At 63.6% G+C, this 19,589-nt stretch carries 17 protein-coding genes and 2 pseudogenes; 10 read left to right on the top strand and 9 right to left on the bottom strand.

Translation table 11 applies throughout. The features are described from left to right. Nucleotides 1-3: 3 nt before the first annotated feature. Nucleotides 4-1,848 carry a dihydroxy-acid dehydratase gene (gene ilvD / locus NLY44_RS25680; RefSeq protein ID WP_023806963.1) on the bottom strand — a complete coding sequence of 615 codons (1,845 nt, stop codon included), beginning with the start codon at nt 1,846-1,848 and terminating at the stop codon, nt 4-6. A 269-nt stretch (nt 1,849-2,117) separates the two neighbouring features. Between ilvD and NLY44_RS25675 the strand changes: the two genes are divergently transcribed. Then, the gene (locus NLY44_RS25675) at nt 2,118-2,588 is read left to right on the top strand and encodes a VOC family protein (RefSeq protein WP_023672886.1); all 471 of its coding nucleotides are present in this window, start codon (nt 2,118-2,120) and stop codon (nt 2,586-2,588) included. A gap of 179 nt (nt 2,589-2,767) precedes the next feature. On the opposite strand, the gene NLY44_RS25670 is transcribed toward NLY44_RS25675, so the two are convergent. Next, nucleotides 2,768-4,360 (bottom strand): peptide chain release factor 3, encoded by a 1,593-nt coding sequence (locus NLY44_RS25670; RefSeq protein WP_023755673.1) that lies wholly within the window; start codon nt 4,358-4,360, stop codon nt 2,768-2,770. Nucleotides 4,361-4,498: 138 nt separating this feature from the next. Here NLY44_RS25670 and NLY44_RS25665 point away from each other — a divergent pair, with 138 nt between their 5' ends. Further along, the gene (locus NLY44_RS25665; protein WP_023672884.1) at nt 4,499-5,572 is read left to right on the top strand and encodes an NAD(P)/FAD-dependent oxidoreductase; all 1,074 of its coding nucleotides are present in this window, start codon (nt 4,499-4,501) and stop codon (nt 5,570-5,572) included. On the opposite strand, the gene NLY44_RS25660 is transcribed toward NLY44_RS25665, so the two are convergent. The 3 genes from NLY44_RS25660 to NLY44_RS25650 form a co-directional block, all read right to left on the bottom strand. Further along, complete coding sequence (locus NLY44_RS25660) at nt 5,566-6,939, bottom strand: amidase (RefSeq protein WP_023806964.1); 1,374 nt, start codon at nt 6,937-6,939, stop codon at nt 5,566-5,568. The genes NLY44_RS25665 and NLY44_RS25660 overlap by 7 nt on opposite strands. Before the next feature lie 293 nt (nt 6,940-7,232). Further along, nucleotides 7,233-8,027: a class II glutamine amidotransferase gene (locus NLY44_RS25655; protein ID WP_023806965.1), complete on the bottom strand. Its 795-nt coding sequence runs from the start codon at nt 8,025-8,027 to the stop codon at nt 7,233-7,235. A gap of 15 nt (nt 8,028-8,042) precedes the next feature. After that, on the bottom strand, nt 8,043-8,297 hold the full coding sequence (locus NLY44_RS25650) for a DUF6356 family protein (protein ID WP_031356289.1): 255 nt from the start codon (nt 8,295-8,297) through the stop codon (nt 8,043-8,045). A 115-nt stretch (nt 8,298-8,412) separates the two neighbouring features. Here NLY44_RS25650 and NLY44_RS25645 point away from each other — a divergent pair, with 115 nt between their 5' ends. From NLY44_RS25645 to NLY44_RS25620, 6 genes are all read left to right on the top strand, one after another. After that, nucleotides 8,413-8,883, top strand: coding sequence for an Lrp/AsnC family transcriptional regulator (locus tag NLY44_RS25645; RefSeq protein WP_023690042.1), 471 nt, complete (start codon nt 8,413-8,415; stop codon nt 8,881-8,883). A gap of 85 nt (nt 8,884-8,968) precedes the next feature. After that, on the top strand, nt 8,969-9,454 hold the full coding sequence (gene dut, locus NLY44_RS25640; RefSeq protein WP_023690041.1) for a dUTP diphosphatase: 486 nt from the start codon (nt 8,969-8,971) through the stop codon (nt 9,452-9,454). Further along, the gene (locus NLY44_RS25635; RefSeq protein ID WP_023685119.1) at nt 9,455-10,114 is read left to right on the top strand and encodes an HAD family hydrolase; all 660 of its coding nucleotides are present in this window, start codon (nt 9,455-9,457) and stop codon (nt 10,112-10,114) included. Between the two features lie 176 nt (nt 10,115-10,290). After that, the gene (locus NLY44_RS25630) at nt 10,291-11,109 is read left to right on the top strand and encodes a hypothetical protein (protein WP_023806969.1); all 819 of its coding nucleotides are present in this window, start codon (nt 10,291-10,293) and stop codon (nt 11,107-11,109) included. 77 nt (nt 11,110-11,186) lie between these two features. Beyond that, the gene (locus tag NLY44_RS25625; RefSeq protein WP_023672876.1) at nt 11,187-11,990 is read left to right on the top strand and encodes an isocitrate lyase/PEP mutase family protein; all 804 of its coding nucleotides are present in this window, start codon (nt 11,187-11,189) and stop codon (nt 11,988-11,990) included. A gap of 12 nt (nt 11,991-12,002) precedes the next feature. After that, nucleotides 12,003-13,001 (top strand): proline racemase family protein, encoded by a 999-nt coding sequence (locus NLY44_RS25620; protein ID WP_023692651.1) that lies wholly within the window; start codon nt 12,003-12,005, stop codon nt 12,999-13,001. 5 nt (nt 13,002-13,006) lie between these two features. Here NLY44_RS25620 and NLY44_RS25615 read toward each other — a convergent pair whose 3' ends face one another. The 3 genes and pseudogenes from NLY44_RS25615 to NLY44_RS25605 form a co-directional block, all read right to left on the bottom strand. Beyond that, on the bottom strand, nt 13,007-13,708 hold the full coding sequence (locus NLY44_RS25615) for a sulfate transporter family protein (RefSeq protein ID WP_023806971.1): 702 nt from the start codon (nt 13,706-13,708) through the stop codon (nt 13,007-13,009). 134 nt (nt 13,709-13,842) lie between these two features. Beyond that, a pseudogene (locus NLY44_RS25610) lies at nt 13,843-15,031 on the bottom strand (IS256 family transposase). A gap of 215 nt (nt 15,032-15,246) precedes the next feature. Further along, nucleotides 15,247-16,149 (bottom strand): DMT family transporter, encoded by a 903-nt coding sequence (locus tag NLY44_RS25605; protein WP_023806133.1) that lies wholly within the window; start codon nt 16,147-16,149, stop codon nt 15,247-15,249. Between the two features lie 216 nt (nt 16,150-16,365). Here NLY44_RS25605 and NLY44_RS25600 point away from each other — a divergent pair, with 216 nt between their 5' ends. Continuing rightward, on the top strand, nt 16,366-17,358 hold the full coding sequence (locus NLY44_RS25600) for an adenosine kinase (protein WP_023709632.1): 993 nt from the start codon (nt 16,366-16,368) through the stop codon (nt 17,356-17,358). A gap of 150 nt (nt 17,359-17,508) precedes the next feature. Here NLY44_RS25600 and NLY44_RS25595 read toward each other — a convergent pair. Continuing rightward, nucleotides 17,509-18,401, bottom strand: a pseudogene (locus tag NLY44_RS25595) (IS5 family transposase). A gap of 431 nt (nt 18,402-18,832) precedes the next feature. On the opposite strand from NLY44_RS25595, the gene NLY44_RS25590 reads away from it, so the two are divergent. After that, on the top strand, nt 18,833-19,537 hold the full coding sequence (locus tag NLY44_RS25590) for an antitoxin Xre/MbcA/ParS-like domain-containing protein (RefSeq protein ID WP_023806134.1): 705 nt from the start codon (nt 18,833-18,835) through the stop codon (nt 19,535-19,537). Nucleotides 19,538-19,589: the final 52 nt, after the last annotated feature.

The following is a 19,589-nucleotide window of genomic DNA, read 5'->3' as shown; positions in this document are numbered from 1 at the left end:
CCCTCACTGCGGCACGTGCCTCACCGCGCCCTTGTCTGCGCTGGTGGCGAAGGCTGCGTAAGCGCGCAGCGCGGTCGTCACCTTGCGCTTGCGCTTTTCCTCGGGCTTCCAGGCCATGGCGCCCTTTGCCTCCATGGCCGCGCGGCGCGCATCTAGCTCGGCGTCACTGACCGCCAGACGTATGGTGCGGTTGGGGATGTCGATCTCGATCGTGTCGCCCTCTTGCACCAGCCCGATCAATCCGCCTTCGGCCGCCTCCGGTGAGGCATGGCCGATCGACAGGCCTGATGTGCCGCCCGAGAAGCGGCCGTCGGTGACCAGCGCGCAGGCTTTGCCGAGGCCTTTCGACTTCAGATAGCTGGTGGGGTAGAGCATTTCCTGCATGCCGGGGCCGCCACGCGGCCCTTCATAGCGGATGACGACGACATCGCCGGCCTTGATCTCGTTGGACAGGATCGCTTTGACGGAAGCGTCCTGGCTTTCGAACACGCGGGCCGGGCCGGTGAACTTCAGGATCGACTCGTCGACCCCGGCGGTCTTCACGATGCAGCCGTCGAGCGCGAGATTGCCTTTCAGAACCGCAAGCCCGCCGTCTCTGGAGAACGGCGTTTCGGCCGAACGGATGACGCCCTTCTCGCGGTCGAGGTCGAGCTCGTCCCAGCGGCGGTCCTGGCTGAAGGCGACCTGTGTCGGCACGCCACCCGGAGCGGCGAGAAAGAAGTCGCGGACGCTCTGGCTCGAGGTGCGGGAGATGTCCCAATGGTCAAGCGCTTCGCCGAGGCTTGCCGTATGCACCGTGGGCAGGTTGCGGTTGAGCAGCCCGGCATTGTCGAGCTGGCCGAGGATCGCCATGATGCCGCCGGCGCGGTGGACGTCTTCCATATGCACGTCGGACTTGGCCGGTGCGACCTTGCATAGCACCGGAACCCGCCGTGACAGCCGGTCGATGTCTTCCATGGTGAAGTCGACTTCTCCCTCGTGCGCGGCGGCAAGGATATGCAGCACGGTGTTGGTCGAGCCGCCCATGGCGATGTCGAGCGTCATGGCGTTCTCGAAGGCGCCCTTCGACGCGATGCTGCGCGGCAGCGCCGTCTCATCATTCTGCTCATAATAGCGCTGGGCGAGATCGACGATAAGGTGACCCGCCTCGACGAACAGCCGCTTGCGGTCGGCGTGGGTTGCCAGCGTCGAGCCGTTGCCCGGCAGCGAGAGCCCCAGTGCTTCGGTCAGGCAGTTCATCGAATTGGCGGTGAACATGCCCGAGCACGAGCCGCAGGTCGGGCAGGCCGAGCGCTCGATGACCTTGACGTCCTCGTCGGAGATCTTGTCATCGGCGGCGGCAACCATGGCGTCGACCAGGTCGAGCGCTTGTGTCTTGCCGGCGAGCACCACCTTGCCGGCTTCCATCGGCCCCCCGGAGACGAAGACGCTTGGGATATTGAGGCGCAAGGAGGCCATCAGCATGCCGGGCGTGATCTTGTCGCAATTGGAGATGCAGACCATGGCATCGGCGCAATGCGCGTTGACCATATATTCGACCGAGTCCGCGATCAGCTCGCGCGACGGCAGCGAATAGAGCATGCCGTCATGGCCCATGGCGATGCCGTCATCGACGGCGATGGTGTTGAATTCCTTGGCGACGCCGCCGGCCTTCTCGATCTCGCGCGCCACCAGCTGGCCAAGGTCTTTCAGATGGACATGACCCGGCACAAACTGGGTGAAGGAATTGACCACCGCGATGATCGGCTTGCCGAAGTCCGAATCCTTCATGCCGGTGGCGCGCCACAGGCCGCGGGCGCCGGCCATGTTGCGGCCGTGGGTGGTGGTGCGGGAGCGATAGGCAGGCATGAATTTTCCTTGGCTGGCTGGCTGCGCTCAACGCGGAGCGTGGCGGCGCTGGATTTGGATCGCAGGGTTTATAGACCGGCAAGTATGGTCTGGCCACATTTTGCAATGCGCCAGAGTCTCGCTGAAATCAGGGTTTCGAAAAAGATTGCCGGCCAGTGTCGGATCGCTAGCCCGGCATCCGTCCTTGGGACGACGGCAAGGGAATGGCACCATTTCAATAAGTCAGCCGCTTCACCTGTAACCGCAACCAAACACCCGAGGAGCATGACATGCAAAAGATCACCACCTGCCTGTGGTTCGATGGCCAGGCCGAAGAGGCGATGAATTTCTACGTCTCCATCTTCAAGAATTCGAAGGTGCTGAGCGTGCTGCGTTGGCCCGAAGGCCATGCCGATGCCGGCAAGGCGCTGGTGACCACGTTCGAACTCGACGGCGTGCAGTTCCAGGCACTCAACGGCGGACCGCAATTCAAGTTCAACGAGGCGATGTCACAGTCGATCGACTGCAAGACCCAGGAAGAGGTCGATTATTTCTGGGACAAGCTCATCGAAGGCGGCGGCGAACCGTCGCAATGCAGCTGGCTGAAGGACAAGTTCGGCGTCTCCTGGCAAGTCGTGCCGGAGCAACTGCCGCGCCTGCTTCTGGATCCGGACCGGGCCAAGGCCGGGCGGGTGATGTCGGCGATGATGCAGATGAGCAAGATCGATATTGCGAAGATCGAGGAAGCTGCGGAGGGGTGAGAAGGGGTCCGCGTAGCGGACGAAAAGCCAATTGCTTGGCTTTTCGAGCTTCGAACGCCCTGAGCCATGCGAAGGGCCGGCGCGCGTTGGAGCCAATTGACCCTTCAACGTCGGCGCTGCCCCTCATCCGCCCTTCGGGCACCTTCTCCCCGTAAGCGGGCAGAAGGAAAAGGGGCGCCTTAGGCCGCCTTGTCGCGGACCTGGTAGTCCTTGACGGTTGCGAAGCGGATCGCCTTCCAGCGTTCGGCTTCGTAGTTCAGCGAGAAGGCGTGCTGGGCCAGAAACACCGGGTCGTTGTCGAGGTCGCGGGCGATGTCGCCGCGATGCGCCTCAATGAAGCGAAGCGTTTCGGCCTTGTCGTCGGCAGAGATCCAGCGGCAGACCGAGAAGCGCGACATTTCGAATTCGACCGGCAGCGTGTATTCGAAATTCAGCCTTTCCTTCAAGACGTCGAGCTGCAGCGCGCCGACAACGCCGACGATGGCCGGCGAGCCGTCTTCCGGCGAAAACAGCTGCACGACGCCTTCCTCGGCCATCTGGTGCAGCGCTTCCTTGAGTTTTTTCGCCTTCATCGCGTCGCCGAGGCGCACACGGCGCAGGATTTCCGGCGCGAAGTTAGGTACGCCGCGGAACAGTATCTCCTCGCCTTCGGTCAGCGTATCGCCGATACGCAGCGTGCCGTGGTTGGGAATGCCGACGACATCGCCGGCAAACGCTTCGTCGGCGGTGACGCGGGTGCGAGCGAAGAAGAACTGCGGTGCCGACAGGCTCATCGGCTTGCCGGTGCGCACCAGCTTGGCCTTCATGCCGCGCTCGAGCTTGCCCGAACAGACGCGCACGAAGGCGATGCGGTCGCGATGGTTGGGGTCCATATTGGCCTGGATCTTGAACACGAAGGACGTCATCTTCTCCTCCGTCGCCTCGACCTTGCGGGTGTCTGCCTCCTGCGCGCGCGGCGGCGGGCCGAAGGCGCCGAGCGCCTCGATCAGGTCGCGCACGCCGTAATTGCGCAGCGCCGAGCCGAAATAGACCGGCGTCAGATGGCCTTCGCGGAAGGCGTCGATGTCGAGCGGGCGGCAGGCTTCGCGCGCGAGTTCCAGCTCCTCGATGAAGGCTTCGCGCTCGTTTTCCGGCAGCAGGCCGGCGACGCGGTTGGAGTCGGGGCCGTTGACCGGCGTGCGGTCTTTCTCTGCATCGCCCCTGCGCACAGCGTTGAGCGCCAGGTGGTAGGTGCCGGCAAAAGTCTTGCCGCGGCCGATCGGCCAGGTGATGGGGGCAGTGTCCAGCGCCAGCTTCTGCTCGATCTCGTCCAAAATCTCGAAGGGGTCGCGGCTTTCGCGGTCCATCTTGTTGATGAAGGTGATGATGGGGATATCGCGCAGCCGGCAGACCTCGAACAGCTTCAGCGTGCGCGGCTCGATGCCCTTGGCGGCGTCGATGACCATGACGGCCGAGTCCACCGCCGACAGCGTGCGGTAGGTGTCGTCGGCAAAATCCTCGTGGCCGGGCGTATCGAGCAGGTTGAAGACATTGTCCTCGTATTCGAAGGTCATCACCGAGGTGACGACCGAAATGCCGCGCTCGCGCTCGATCTTCATCCAGTCGGACCGCGTCTGGATGCGGTCCTTCTTGGCCTTGACCTCGCCCGCAAGCTGGATGGCGCCGCCGAACAGCAGCAGCTTTTCGGTGAGCGTCGTCTTGCCGGCGTCTGGGTGGGCGATGATCGCGAAAGTGCGGCGGCGCGATACCGCCTGTTCGATGTCTTCAGCCAATTTCTGGAATCCTGTCTGTGGCGCGGGCTTCTAGCAGCGCATTGCTGGCCTGTCGACAGTTTCGGGCCGGCAGGCCGACCACACTTGAGCTTGAATCGTTACGGTGGCATCAGAGGAGCCCATTCTGAGAGGTCCGGTATGAGCAGCGCTAAAGAAGTCATCGTCATTGGCGCCGGCATTATCGGGGCGTCCATCGCCTGGCACCTGACCAAGGCCGGGGCGCGGGTGACTGTGATTTCCGATAGTGGTGCCGGCGGCGTCGCCACGCCAAACTCCTTTGCCTGGATCAACGCCAGCTGGGGCAATCCCGAAATCTATTTCCGGCTGCGCATCCGTGCGATGGCCGAATGGAAGCGGCTGGCAAACGAGCTGCCCGGCCTGCCGCTCGCCTGGTGCGGCGGGCTGTGCTGGGATCTGCCGGCCGACAGGCTCGAAGCCTACGCGGCTGAGCACGCTTGCTGGGGTTACGGCATCGAACGCGTCGACGCCGGGCGGGCAGCGCAAATCGAGCCCAATCTCGTCGAGCCGCCGGAATTCGCTGTCTATGTCGCGGAGGAAGGCGTGGCCGAACCGGTCGCAGCGGCCAAGGCGCTGCTGGCCCACGCAGAACGGCAAGGTGCGCGCGTTCTCTCCAGTTCTGTAACCGCACTTGTCCAGACCGATGGCAGGATTGCCGGTGTCGATACATCGCATGGGCTGATGCCAGCCGAAGAGGTGGTGATCGCAGCCGGTGTCGGGGCGCCCGATATTGCCGCTACCGCCGGCATCAAGCTGCCAATCGAGACGCCGCCCGGTCTGATCGTCCACTCGCAGCCCTACAAGAAGCTCCTCAACGGGCTGGTGCATGCCGAAAAGCTGCATATGCGCCAGACGGCGGAGGGCCGCATCATCGCCGGCTCGGATTTCGCGGGGAGCGATCCCGGTGAGAATCCCGACGCCACGGCGCGCGAGCTGTTTGCAGCAATGAAGGCGGCTTTGCGCGGCGCCGACGAACTGGAATTCGATTTCCACACGGTTGGCTACCGGCCGACGCCGATCGACGGCTTTCCGATCATCGGCCGCGCCGAGGGCACGGAAGGTCTCTATGTCGCCGTCATGCATTCCGGCATAACGCTGGCGCCCGCGGTCGGGCTGTTCGCCACGCGCGAAATTCTCGACGGCGAGCGTGATCCGCTGCTGACGCCTTATGGGTTGGGTCGGTTTGCTCAGTAGCCCGGCGGACGCTTGAAGCCGCCGGTCAGCGCTTCGATCGCCTTGGCGATGCCGAGCAGCCGCGATTCCGACCAGCGCTTGCCGACCAGTTGCAGGCCGATAGGCAGGCCGTCGCGGTCTTGCCCGCAGGGCAGCGAGAGTGCCGGATGGCCGGAATAATTGAAGACCGCGCCATAGGCCGGTAGCATCCAATAGCTTTGCTCCTTGCCGTCGACTTCGATCGGCGTGCCGGGCTCACAATGCGCGAAGGCCGTGGTCATGGCGACCGGGCACAGCAAGGCATCGCAGGTTTCGAAGAACCTGTCCCAGGCCAGGATCGAGCGGTCGCGGCGAGCGAGCGCCTCGAACCAATTGGTGATCGGCGTTGGCTGCTCCGGCGGTTCGGGCTGCGCTGCCTCCAGCATCATGCCGATCAGATCGCCGCCCTGCTCCAGATCGTCATGCAGATCGATCTCAGGCAAGTTCGCTTCTTCCACAATCACCCCTGCTGATTGCAACCGCTTGGCCAGGCTTTCGACCGCGGCAGCGATTTTACCAGCCACCGGAAAGCCGGGGAAGGACGGCGCGACGGCGATGCGCAATGTCTTGAGGTCGAGCCTGGGCATGGCCTCTACGGGCACCGGCGCGAGGTCGGTGTCTGCTCCGTCCGGGCCGGCGATGATTTTGTAGATCAGCGCAAGATCCTCCACGCTGCGCGCCAGCGGGCCGAGGCAGGACATCAGCCGCACGCTACGCGCCGCGCCGTTCGGATCGGGGAAGGCGCCGGCCAGGGACACGCGGTGCTCGGTCGGTTTCAACCCGTAGACGCCGCAAAAAGCCGACGGCAGGCGGATCGAATCCTGCATGTCGGTGCCGACATCGAACGGCGTCATGCCGGTCGCCACCGCTGCCGCTGCGCCACCGCTGGACCCGCCTGACGTGCGCGATCGGTTCCACGGATTGCTGGTGCGACCGAACAGCGGATTGTCCGATTGCCAGTCGCCCAGCATCGTCGCGACATTGGTCTTTCCAATCAGGATGCCGCCTGCGGCTTTCAATCGGGCGACGACCGGGCTGTCTGCCTTTGCCACATAGTCGGCGAATGGTGCGAAACCAACCGTGGTCTTCATGTCGGCCGTTTCGTGCGTATCCTTCAGGGTGAAGGGCACGCCATGCAGCGAGCCGAGCGCATCGCCATGCGCCAATGCCACGTCGGCGTTTTCAGCGCGCTCACGGGCGCCTTCGCGGTCGAGATTGACGATGGCGTTGACGGCCTCGTTGTGTCGGTCGATTTGGACCAGATGGGCGTCCAGAGCTTCGACGGCGGAGATCTTTCGCGCCGCGATTGCGGCGGCGAGATCGATGGTAGAGGAAAAGGCGAGGTCCATGATTGCTCCGGCTGCTGCCAAACGTATCGCGGTTTAAAACCAAGTTCAGCATTCGGAGATCATCGGCGCTTGATCAAAATTGCGCTTGCCGGTCGGTTGAGGTTGGCGCTCTACGGCGCCCCCCTCTGTCCTGCCGGACATCTCCCCCACTTTGGGGGGCGATTGGCAGCTTTGGCTTCGGCGCCCCTTTTCCTGCGTTGAAAATTGGCGAAGGCCGCCGTGACCTCCAATCTCCCCCCTCGTGGGGAGGGCAGGACAGAGGGGGGCGCGAAGAATGCGGCCTAGACTAGGGCCTAGACGACCAGTGCCAGCCTTGCCACAGCCGGCACGAACGGCCGAATGCTCATCCCATCGCCGCTGATCGTGACAAAACTCGCGGGCGGGATGGCCTGCCATTCCCCGCCCTCACGATCGAAAGGCTCCGACACGATGCAACGACCGCCGTTGCGGAGCGACGTGTACAGCGTCGGTGCGTGGGCATCGCTTGCGTAGCGCACGGCATAGAGCGCGCGCCCATCGGAAAGGGCCGCAGTGAGTTTCAAGGCCGGTTCGAGACCGGCGTGGCGTGACGCCTCCAGAACCCGAGCGGTGGCGCGCGATACTGCCCCTTGCGGGTCGCCAGCAAGACCCTCGTCGATCATCAGCAGGAAAAACAATTCGGAATCGGTGGTGCCCTCGCGCTGGTCGAAGACGGCGTCAGAGAGCGAGTTCTCCAGCGCGCGGCGGATCTTTTCGAAGCCGCCGATCTGGCCGTTGTGCATGAACGACCAGCTGCCGGAGATGAAGGGATGGCAGTTCATGCGGCTGGTGGCGCCGCCGGTCGACGCCCTGACATGGGCGAGGAACAGGCCGGATTTGATCTGCCGGCACAGGCTTTTCAGATTGGGATCCGACCAGGCCGGCAGGATGTCGCGGTAGAGGCCGGGCTCGGGCCGGTCGCCATACCAGGCAAGGCCGAAACCGTCGCCATTGGTCGGCGACTTGGCTTCCTGGGCGCAATGGCTCTGGGCGATCAGCGAGTGGCAAGGCGCGGTGACGACGTCTTCGAGGAAGACCGCTTCACCCAGATAGGCCGCCCATCGGCACATCGCTTCTAACCAATCCTAGGCGCGATCCAAGAGAGCCTGGGGCTCCTTGACCGCGTGCGAGCCTCTGTTGTGCGTCCGCTCGTAGAGTTCGCGAACGATTCGGCTTGCCGCAGTTTCGAAGAGAAACGGCAAGAAAGCGTGAACGAGTGCCGCACCAGCGGCCATCAGGAGGCGTGAGCAGAACCAGGCGGCAAAGGCCATATGGCTGAAATAGGTCTCGCCCACCTTGGCCGGGTGAGAGGTGAACAGCTTCGAAAACAGCGTCGTCATGGTGATCCCTCCTGCCGGGATAAGCCCCGATGTTGGGTATCCTGCCACGGGGTAAAGGTTCATCGGTCTCAATTTGTCCTTGTCTAACGCCGTGGTTCGGGACATTCATCCCAACATGGCGCTTGAATTTGATGAAATCGACCGAAGATTGCTGGCCGAGCTGCAACGCGACGGCACACTGTCGGTCGATCAGCTCTCCGAAAAAGTGTCGCTGTCGCGCAACGCCTGCTGGCGCCGGGTCAAGCGGCTGGAAGAGGACGGCGTCATCACCGGACGGGTGGCGCTGGTCGATGCCGACAAGCTCGGGCTCGGGCTCTCGGTGTTCATCCTGATCCGCACCTCCAATCATGACCCGGACTGGCTGCAGAAGTTCCGTGCGGCGGTGACTGGTTTTCCCGAGATCACCGGGGTCTATCGCATGTCCGGCGATCTCGACTACGTGCTGCGCGCCCGCGTCGCTGACATGAAGGCCTATGACCGCCTCTATCAGCGGCTGATCGCCAAGGTGGCGCTGTCGGACGTTTCGGCCTCCTTCGTCATGGAGGAGATCAAGGAGACGACGGTCGTTCCGGTGGAATTGCGCTAGGTCACACTGACGCCCGAAAGAAAGCCGTTGATAGGCCTGCGGACGAGTTGACCGAATCGCCGTTCGCGCCGATAGGATCGATTTTATGCGCGCAGCCCTCCACAATTCCTCCGTCATCGGTCCAACCGTCGGCTTCGTCAGGTTGCCGCATGGCGATGGACTTCCCCTTCCCGCTTACGAAAGCACCGGCGCCGCCGGCATGGATCTGCGCGCCGCGGTGCCGGAAGACCGGCCGCTGCTGATCCTGCCTGGCAAGCGCGCCTTGGTGCCGACCGGTCTGATCCTGGAAATTCCCGAAGGAATGGAAGGCCAGGTGCGGCCGCGCTCCGGCCTTGCCTTCAAGCATGGGCTGACCGTCCTCAATTCACCAGGCACGGTCGACAGCGACTATCGCGGCGAGGTCAAGGTGCTGCTGGTCAACCTCGGCGACGAGGATTTCGCGGTGACGCGCGGCATGCGCATTGCCCAGATCGTCTTTGCCGCGGTGACGCAGGTGACGGTTGAGGAGCGCTCGCTGGCCGGCGCTACGACGCGCGGCGCCGGCGGGTTCGGATCGACCGGCACCGCCTGAATGAGCATACCGAAACTGGTCATCTTCGACTGCGACGGAATCCTGGTCGACACCGAGAACCTTGCCAACCGGCGGCTTGCCGAGTGGTTTGTTGCCGCCGGTTATCCCACCACATTCGAATATTGCCGCAAATATTTTTCCGGCCGCAGCATGGCTTCGGTGCAGAAGGAAATCGAAGAGACGACCACGGTGCGGCTCGGCGCCGATTTCGTCGATCGCTGGAATGCCGGCCTGCCCGATCTGTTTGCGCATGGCGTCGAGGCGATCCCCTATGTGCGCGACTTCATCGAGGCGGTTCGCGCGGCCGGCATTCCCTATTGCGTCGCCACTTCTGCGCGTATCTCGAAGATGCACATCACGCTCGGCCAGACCGGGCTGCTGCCGCTGTTCGAGCATGCCATGTTCTCTTCGACCATGGTCAGCCGCGGCAAGCCGTTCCCGGACCTGTTCCTGCATGCGGCAAAGACCATGGGTTTTGCGCCGGCCGACTGCATCGTCATCGAGGACAGCGTAGCCGGCACGCAGGCCGGCATTGCCGCCGGCATGCGTGTCTATGCCTATCATGGCGATCCCTATTCCGACCGCGATGGCCTGGCCAGCGCCGGCGGCGTCCTGTTCGACGACATGCGCGAACTTGCCGGGCTGGTGCCGATCCACTGAAGCTGTGTTAGGTTCCGCGCGGCCAGCCTGAGGCGCCCATGCCAACGAACCTGCTTCGCTCCATCCTAAAGCGTTTCACCGTTTCATGGAAACGGCGAACCGCTCTATCTTTTTGTTTTGTTGCAATTTCCGGCCGGAAAACCGCACACACTTTTCCTGAAATTGCTCTAGCGCTTGTGCTGCTGCCGTGGCTTTGGACCGCAGCCGGCGCGCAAGCCGTCAGCTTCCCGGAATTCGGCAGCGCCATCCCCGGCCACATGGATGTGACCTATCTGGACCTCGCAAGGATGGCCATTCCCGGCCTCGCAGGTGACAGCAACGGTTTCTACCGGGGTGGATTGCCGATCGAGATGCGCCACATCGAGGGACCGGATGGCGGCGGTTCGCCGCCTGAGGCATCGGGCCTCTCCAACGCCGGCGTGCTCGCCATCAAGGCCGGGGGCAAGGACCGGCTGGCGATGCTCTACGACCTCGGCGACTCTCCAAACAGCGCCGAAGGCTATGCCGTGCTGGCGCTCTACGACATCACAGACAGGCCGAAGCTGCTCGACGTCGTCAATGTCGCGCTCGACCGCGGCACCTATTTCCGTGAACCGGGCAAGCTTTCCGTTGGGCCGAACGACGACATCGTGATCACCATGAGCGCGCATTTCAATTCAAGCCAAAACTACGCGATCACGCCGCTGATCATGGTGCGCGACGACAAATTCCAACTGATCGACATGATCTTCACCTTCGATGAGAACCTGTGCGCCTACAGCCGCAAGCAGGATGTTGCTTTCCAGACGATCGCTGACGGACAGCCTTATGCCGCGGTCAAAGTGACGGTGACCGACGCCACGGTGCTCAACGGCGAGAGCTGCGACGACCAGCCGCCCAAGCCTGAAGCCCACGCAATTTCCGTTATCTATCATTGGGACAAGAAGACGTTGCACTACGTCAAGGATTCCGATGCGCTGGACAAATTGGCAGGAGAGAACGCCAAACGCTTCTGAGCCAACCGCATTCGTTTGCTCGGTGCATTGCTGCACGATAGAATCTGCCGGCATTTCCGCATCTGAAGGGAGCACTCATGGACAAGGGCAAGATCTTTCGCGACCTGCACGCCTCGACCTTCGTCATGCCCAACCCCTGGGATGTCGGCACGACCAAGCTCCTGGCCTCCTTCGGCTTCAAGGCGCTGGCGACGACCAGCGCCGGTTTTGCCTTCTCGCGCGGCCTGCCCGATGGCGCAGTGACCTTCGAGGCGATGATCCACCATTGCCGCGAGCTGACGGCGGCAACCAGCCTGCCGGTCTCGGCCGATCTCGAGAAAGGCAAGGGCGACAGCGCGACGAGTGCCGCCGAGACGGTTTTTGCGGCCGAAGCGGCAGGTCTCGCCGGCTGCTCGATCGAGGACCATACCGGCGATCCGGACAAGCCGATCTATGAGTTTTCGCATGCCGTCGAACGCGTCGCAGCTGCTGCTGAAGCCGCACGGGCGCTCAAGCATGATTTCGTCTTCACCGCGCGGGCCGAGAATTTCCTTTGGGGCAAACCGGACCTCGACGACACGATCAAGCGGCTGCAGGCCTTCGAAAAGGCCGGCGCCGACGTGCTCTATGCGCCGGGCCTCAAAGATGTCGAGACCATCCGGAACGTCTGCTCGGCAGTGAGCAGGCCGGTCAATGTCATGGCACTCCCGGCCTTCACCATCGCCGACCTTGCCATGGCCGGGGTCAAGCGCATCTCGCTTGGACCCTGGCTGACCAATTTCGCCTTCGGCATGCTGGAAACCGCGGCGCGGGAGATCCAGCAGGACGGCACGTTCGGCTTCACCCGGGCCGCCATGCCGTTCGGCAAATTGCAGGCGCTGTTTTCCAAATCCTCAGGCTAGGGTTCCCGGCGCATGACGCTCACCGTCGTCGACATGCATACCGGCGGCGAGCCGCTCAGGATCGTCACCGACGGCTATCCAGACATTCCCAAAGGCACGATCCTGGAAAAGCGCGCCTATGTGCGCGACCACCTCGACCATTTGCGCAAGCTGCTGATCTTCGAGCCGCGCGGCCACTACGACATGTATGGCGCGCTGCTGGTGGAGCCCGACCTGCCCGGCGCCGAGCTGGCCGTGCTGTTTATGCACAACGAGGGCTATTCGACGATGTGCGGCCACGCCATCATTGCGCTTGGCCGCTACGCCGTCGACGAAGGGCTGGTGGTCAAGCAGGAGCCAATCACCACCGTCAACATCGAGGCGCCGTGCGGCATGGTCGTCGCCTCGGTCGAGGTCAGGGACGGCAAAGCGGGATCGGTGTCGTTCGAAAGCGTGCCGGCCTTTCTGTTTGCCCATGACCAACAAATCGAATTGGGGGGATACGGCAAGATTGCGTTCGACATCGCCTATGGCGGCGCCTTCTACGCGCTGGCCGACTGCCATCAATTCGGCCTGGAGTTCGGCCGCAGCCGGGTGCGCGATTTCGTCGACGCGGCAACCGCGCTGACCGAGCGGCTGAAGGCGGCGTTCCCTCTATCGCATCCCGACCATGCCGATCTCGCTTTCCTCTACGGCACCATCCTCACCGATGGACACGATGCGTTCTCCGGCGAGGCAACAAAAAACATCTGCGTCTTTGCCGATGCCGAGGTCGACCGCTCGCCGACCGGCTCCGGCGTCACCGCGCGGCTGGCGGCAATGCATGCCAAGGGTGAGATCAACCCTGGTCAGGAGCGGTCCTTCGAAAGCATCGCCGGCTCGCGCTTTTCCGGAGCGGTGGCGCGCACGACCATGGCCGGCCCGCATGATGCGATCATCGCCCGCGTCGGGGGCCGCGCTTACTATTCGGGCCGGGCGGAATTCACCGTCGAGCCGGATGACGAATTGGGACGCGGTTTTCTTCTGCGTTGATAGGCCTATCGCCCGGCGCTCTCCCGCGCGCCGACCGCCTTGTGCAGATGCACCATCATGGCGGCGGCAAAGAGCGGCGTCAGCAGGTTGAGCAGGGGCACGGCGAGGAAGGCAGCGATGAGCAGCCCGGCCAGAAAGACGGTGCCGGCATATTTCCGGCGCAACGCCCTCGCCTCATCTTCCGGGCGGAAGCGCATGGCGGCGAATTCGAAGAATTCACGTCCGAGCAGATAGCCGTTGACGATGAAGAAGGCGGCGATGTTGACGCCTGGAACCAACAGAAGGAGCAAGGCGACGATGTTGCCCAGGATGACGACGCCGAAGAATTTCACCGACAACACGAGCGAGCGCAGCGCCGGCATGGCGCGTCCGACGGGATCGGCCGGATAGTCGGTGCGCTCGACCACTTCGGCGATGTCGTCGAGAAACAGGCCGGCCACGATTGCCGTCACCGGCGCGATCAGCAGCGCCATCCCGAAGGCAAGCGCGATGGCAGCGATGATGCCGCTCAGCCATCCGGCCCAGGACGGCAGGCCGGGCAGCAAGGAGTGAACCCATGGCAGGGCCAGCCAATCGACAAGCCCGGTCAAGACGAACCACAACGCGACCAGCGCCAGCACGGTCAAGCCCAGCGTCTTCAGGAAAACCGCGCGGAATTCGGGAGAAAACGGCCGGCTGAAGGCGGCGCGGGCAGCGTTGAAGATCACGGCGTTTCACCCCCAGGAACGAACGGATATCTCCGACATAGGCTGAGACCCTGTCAGCCGCAAGCCTGCCGGAGCGGGCGCAATTCCCGGTTGTGTGCGTCAAGTTCTGCAAAATGGGGCGGCCATGATGCTGGTCATGCGGCTTGGCGCAGAGCGAGCTTCTTGTGCTCGCGCAGGTCGTCCATATTGATGTATCGGTTGGCCTCCATCCAGTTTTCATTGGTCTCAACGGCCAACGCCCTGACCAGGCGCAGGCAGCTTTCGGTATTGGGGAAGATGCGCACGACATAGGTGCGCCGGCGGATTTCCTCGTTGAGCCGCTCCAGCATGTTGGTGGATTTGAGATGCTTGTGGTGCTGTCTCGGCAGCCTGAAGAAGGTCAGGGTTTGTTCGATGGCATCCTCGGCCCAGCCTGTCAGGCGCGGATAGCGTGCCGACCATTTGGCAAGCCATGCGGCAAGATCAGCCCTGGCCTCTGCGAGATCGCGCCGGTCGTAGAGCCAGCGCAATTCCTGCAGGCAGTCGTCGCCGTGCTTCCTCGGCAGATGATCGAGCGCGTTCCTGAGGAAGTGCACGTAGCAGCGTTGCCAGGCGGCTTCGGGGATCACCTCGCCGATCGCTGCCACCAGGCCGGCGTGATCGTCGGACACTCGACGCCCTTGAGGCCGCGCGCCTTGAGGCCGACGAGGAAGTCCCTCCAGGCCGAGCGGCTCTCGCGATTGGCCATCTCCACGGCCAGGATCTGGCGCCTTCCGTCCCAGTCGATACCGACCGCGATCAGCACCGCCTGGCTCATGACAACACCGGCTTCACGCACCTTCTCGTAGCGCGCATCGAGGATGAGGTAAGGAAACGGCTCTTGAAGGGGGCGCCTGGCAAAGGCAGCGAGGCTCTCGTCCAGCCGCTTGTTGATGGCCGAGATCGACGAGGCCGAGAAGGCATGGCCGCACAGTTCTTCCGTGATCGCCTTCACCTTGCGGGTCGACACGCCCTGCACATACATCTCCGCCAGTGTCGCCACCAAGGCCCGCTCGGAACGCTGGTAGCGCTCGAACAGCTCGGTGGAGAAGCGCCCGGCCCGGTCCTGCGGAACCCGCAGCTCGAGCTTGCCGACCCGCGTCACAAGGGTACGGCCGTAATAGCCCGAGCGATAGCCAAGCCGTTCGGGCGTGCGCTCGCTCTTCGAGGCACCCAGCGCCTCGTCCATCTCGGCCTCAAGCACCTCCTGCATCACCGCACGGAGCACCTCGTGCAATCCATCCGGGTTCGAAAGCAAAATGTCTTGACGGCAGCGCTGGCGGTCTTAACTTCAGTCTTGGTCATGGTGGCGTTCCTTCGCGGGAATCAGGTGACGTGAACAATCACCAGCCTGCCATGACCGCCCCCTCTCAGCGAATTTGCAGAACTCTCAGCACACTACCCAATTCCGGACGGGAACTAGAGCATGATCCCAAAAAGTGGGTACCGGTTTTTGGAAAAGATCATACTCCAACAAAGGGTTAGATCATGATGAGATTTCAACCAAATCTCATCATGATCTAGCGCGCCAGCGCCCGGGAGCGGGCTGGGATGGTCATTGCCGCAACGCCGGCGACGACGCAGCCCATGCCCCAGAGCGCCGTCGGCCCGATGCTTTCGCCGAGAAACACGACGCCGATGCCGACGCCGATCGGCACGCGCAGATAGGCCTGCGACGTCGTGCCGACCGAACCAAGCGTGTGGATGAGGCGGAAAAAGATGCAGAAGGCCAGCGCCGTGGAGAACACCGACAATGCCAACAAGGCCAGTATCGACGCCATTGAAGGCGACAGCGTCCACGGGCGGTCGAAGGCCAGGCTCAAGGGGACGAGGATGACTGCGCCGCACAGCATCGAGCCGGCGGCCGGCAGCATCGGGTCGAGTCCCCTAAAGCCGCGGCCAAAGATGGCGGCGCCGGCATAGCAGACCGTGGCGGCAATGACGGCAAGCTGCGCCCACAATTGATGGCCGAGCCCGCCAAGCGCCTGGGTGCCGACGATCAGGCAAATACCGGCGATGCCGGCACCGACGCCGAACAGCTTGCGCGCGGTTACGGTTTCGTGGCGGGTGATGAGCGCGGTCAGCAGGAAGGTGAAGATCGGCGAGGTCGCGTTGAGAATGGTGGCGAGGCCGGCGTCGATGGAGCGCTCGGCGGCGGCGATCAGCGTGAATGGCACGACGCTGTTGAGGCAGGCCTGAACCATGAACCGCCACCAGGTCGCGCCGTCCTTGGGCATGGAAAGGCCGCGCCAGCGGATCAGCACGAGCAGGATGGCGCCGGCGATCAGGGTGCGAGCAGCGATGAAGGTTATCGGCGGGATCGTCTCGACACCGATCTTGATGAAGGTATAGGACGCGCCCCACAGGGCGGCCAGCACGCCAAGCAGCGCCAGTTCGGTGGTCATGTCGGTCTTTGCTTGCATGCAGGGTGCTTCCAGCGCTTGATCTGAGGCCAAGCTTGTAGGCGACCCGGCGGTCAGATGCTTCGGCCACGGTCGAACTGTGATGGAGCCTCGTCCCAGGCGCGCGCGCCGGCCTGGGCGGGCAAAGGGTGGAAATCGGTTGCCATTTTTCGGGGTGATGCTGTAGACCCGCCCGGGCGCGGCAGAAAGCCGGCAGGTTCCAAGGCGGAGACATTGATGCCGGATTTTGACGTGCTTTGCATCGGCAATGCCATTGTCGACATCATCGCCCAGTGCGACGACGCTTTTCTCGAGACCAACGGCATCATCAAGGGTGCGATGAACCTCATCGACACCAAGCGCGCCGAGCTGCTCTACAGCCGCATGGGGCCGGCGATCGAGGCCTCCGGCGGCAGCGCCGGCAATACCGCCGCCGGCATCGCCAGCTTCGGCGGCCGCGCCGCGTTCTTCGGCAAGGTGTCGAACGATCCGCTCGGCGAAATCTACGCGCATGACATCCATGCCCAGGGCGTCGCCTTCGACACCCGGCCGCTCGAGGGCCAGCCGCCGACGGCGCGCTCGATGATCTTCGTCACCCCCGACGGCGAGCGCTCGATGAACACCTATCTCGGCGCCTGCATCGAACTCGGGCCGGAAGATGTCGAGGCCGACAAGGCGTCGGGCGCCAAGGTGACCTATTTCGAGGGCTATCTGTGGGATCCGCCGCGCGCCAAGGAGGCGATCCGGCAGACGGCGAAGCTCGCACACGAGGCCGGACGCGAAGTGTCGATGACGTTGTCGGATTCGTTCTGCGTCGACCGCTACCGCGACGAGTTCCTCGAACTGATGCGCTCGGGCACTGTCGACATCGTCTTTGCCAACAGCCACGAGATCAAGTCGCTCTATCAGACAAAATCCTTCGACGAGGCGCTGGCGGCTATCCGCAAGGACTGCAAGATTGCCGCTGTCACCCGCTCCGAAAAAGGCTCGGTGATCGTGCGTGGCGAGGAGACCGTCACCATCCAGGCGACGACGATCCGCGAGCTGGTCGACACCACCGGCGCCGGCGACCTCTACGCCGCCGGCTTCCTCTACGGCTACACGAGCGGGCGCAGCCTGAAGGATTGCGGCGATCTCGGCTCGCTAGCCGCCGGGCTGGTGATCCAGCAGCTTGGGCCAAGGCCGCGGCAGAATTTGCGCAGCGCGGCCCAACTGGCCGGACTGCTATAGCGCCTCTTACCTCCCCCCTTGAGGGCCCGTTGCGTTATAGGCTTTGGGCGTGGAGAGAGGCAATGCGAGGTGGTTTCCGGCGCTGGTTTGTGGCCAGATGGGGTAGGAGTTGGCGTATTCGGCGGATTTCGGGCGCAGTGCGACCCTAGATCAGGTCGCCAGCGTCACCCAGCGACGCATGTTGAAGGCCATGGCGGCGATGAGAACCTGTCCTGCCGCCTTGGCCAGACCGCGATAGCGGATGGCGCAAAGTCGCATGCGGTTCTTCAAGGTGGCGAAGGTCGTCTCGACGGCAAAACGTTGCCGGGCGATCAGTTGGTTGAACTGCTTCAGGCGCGCCGGCAGGCGCGGATGATGCTTGTTGGCCCGCCGCATCAGCCGCGGCTTGATCCCGCGCTGCCTCAGCGACAGCTCGCGCGCCTTGGTGTGATAGGCCGCATCCGCCAGCACCGCGCCTTCGTCGCCACAGATCAGATGATCCGCCTCGACCGTGTCGTTGACGTTGGCTGCTGTCGTCCTCACCCGGCGGATCAGACCAGAACCCTGGTCGACGCCGACATGGGCCTTGTAGCCGTAGGAGGAGCCAGGCTTGCCCTGCCGGCGTGTAAAGCCGGCATCGGGATCGCCGGCATCGCCCGCTTCGTGCGCGGCCCCACTGGGCGGCCGTGCCGCCGCCGTCTCGATCACCGTGGCATCGAGCATCGTGCCGCGCCGCAGGATCAGCCCGGCCTTGTCCAGTTGATGGTCCAGTTCGCCAAACAGCTTCTCCAGAAGCCCGGCCTCCACGAGAAGATTGCGAAAGCGGTTGAGCGTGGTGTGGTCGGGCACCGTCTCCTCGAGCGTCAGTCCAACGAAGCGGCGGAACGACAGCCGATCGGCGAGCGCCTCCCCGCCCCAGTTGGCGAGCGCAGCCGCGCCAGGATCTTCTCGAAGCGATACCACTTCACCAGCGACGACAGCCGGTCCAGTCGTCCGCTCCGACCAAGACCCTGCGGCAGCAGAGCCTCTACAAAACTGAACTGACCGCTCGGCTTTGTCGTCATCGCAAAATCCCCGTTTCAAAAACAGGGAATCACATCCACCCAATTTTGCAACAGTCCCCTTGAGGGAGAGGTCGGATTGCCCCGATTTGTCCTTCACAAATCGGCTGGCAATCCGGGTGAGGGGTAAGCTGGCGCCAAGCTGGAACACCCCTCATCCGTCTCGGCGCTCCGCGCCGATCCACCTTCTCCCACAAGGGGAGAAGGAAGAAGCCCACCTGTCGTGCGCTTGTCACAGAGCAGACCTACACGCACAGTGAGGCGTCTCGCGACTGACATTTCGAAGCGCCCACAGACCGTTGGGGTGTCAAAATGCAAGACAGCAACCTGTCGGGTCGCTGCGTCTGTTGTCGCCGCGCTTTCAGCTCTCCGCTATAGCCGTTCAACCAACCGGCCACAGCCTGGGAGGAGCGTGTGGCCAGCAAGACAGATGCATGACCAGATTTCAGAACCAGACGGACGGGATTTCGCAGGAGGCCTTGGCAGGCCTCGTGGCCGAGGCGGTGCAGCAGGCACTGGTCCAGCACGGCATAGCCATGGACCCGCAGGCATTGGCTTCGGCCGGCGCCATTGCCGGCAGCGTTGCCGCCGCGCTGACTTTCCTTTCGCAGGCGCAGCTGCTTGCGGTCGATGCCTTCCGAGGCGAGTGGACTGCGCTCGCCACCGACTTCGTCCAGTCTATTGCCGGCAAGGCGACGCGCCGCGACGCGGCAATCGTCGCGGTTGACGAGCCGACGACGGCAGCCGAACCCGGCAAGGTGGCATCCCACCCGCCGGGCGAGCGCATGCTTCAATCGATGCTGATCGAGGACTGGGCCGGCGAAGTCGCCGGGTCGACCTATCTGGAAGAGAAATTCCGCATTCCACGCTCGACGTTGCATCGCTGGCAAAGACGGGGCGAGGTCATTGCGCTGCGCAAGGGCGGCCGCAAGCATGTCTTCCCGCTGGCCCAGTTCGTCGACGGCAGGCCAGCTACGGGAATCAGCGAGGTGCTGTCGGCGATCGCCAATCCAAGGCTTGCCTGGTTCTGGCTGAACCGCGCCGCGCCGGAACTCGGCGGCCGCATCCCGATCGACATGCTCAAACAGGACATGGTGCAGCAGGTCGTGCTGGCCGCACGCGATTTTTCGCCGGTCTGATTTTCCGTGGGGATTTCGATCGATCCCCCACCGTCGGGTAAATAAGCGTCAA

Origin of the sequence: Mesorhizobium sp. C089B (assembly GCF_030323125.1) — a bacterium.
Taxonomy (GTDB): Bacteria; Pseudomonadota; Alphaproteobacteria; order Rhizobiales; family Rhizobiaceae; genus Mesorhizobium.
The sequence above is the reverse complement of the archived record's forward strand: the minus strand, read 5'-3'. Positions and strand labels throughout refer to the sequence as shown.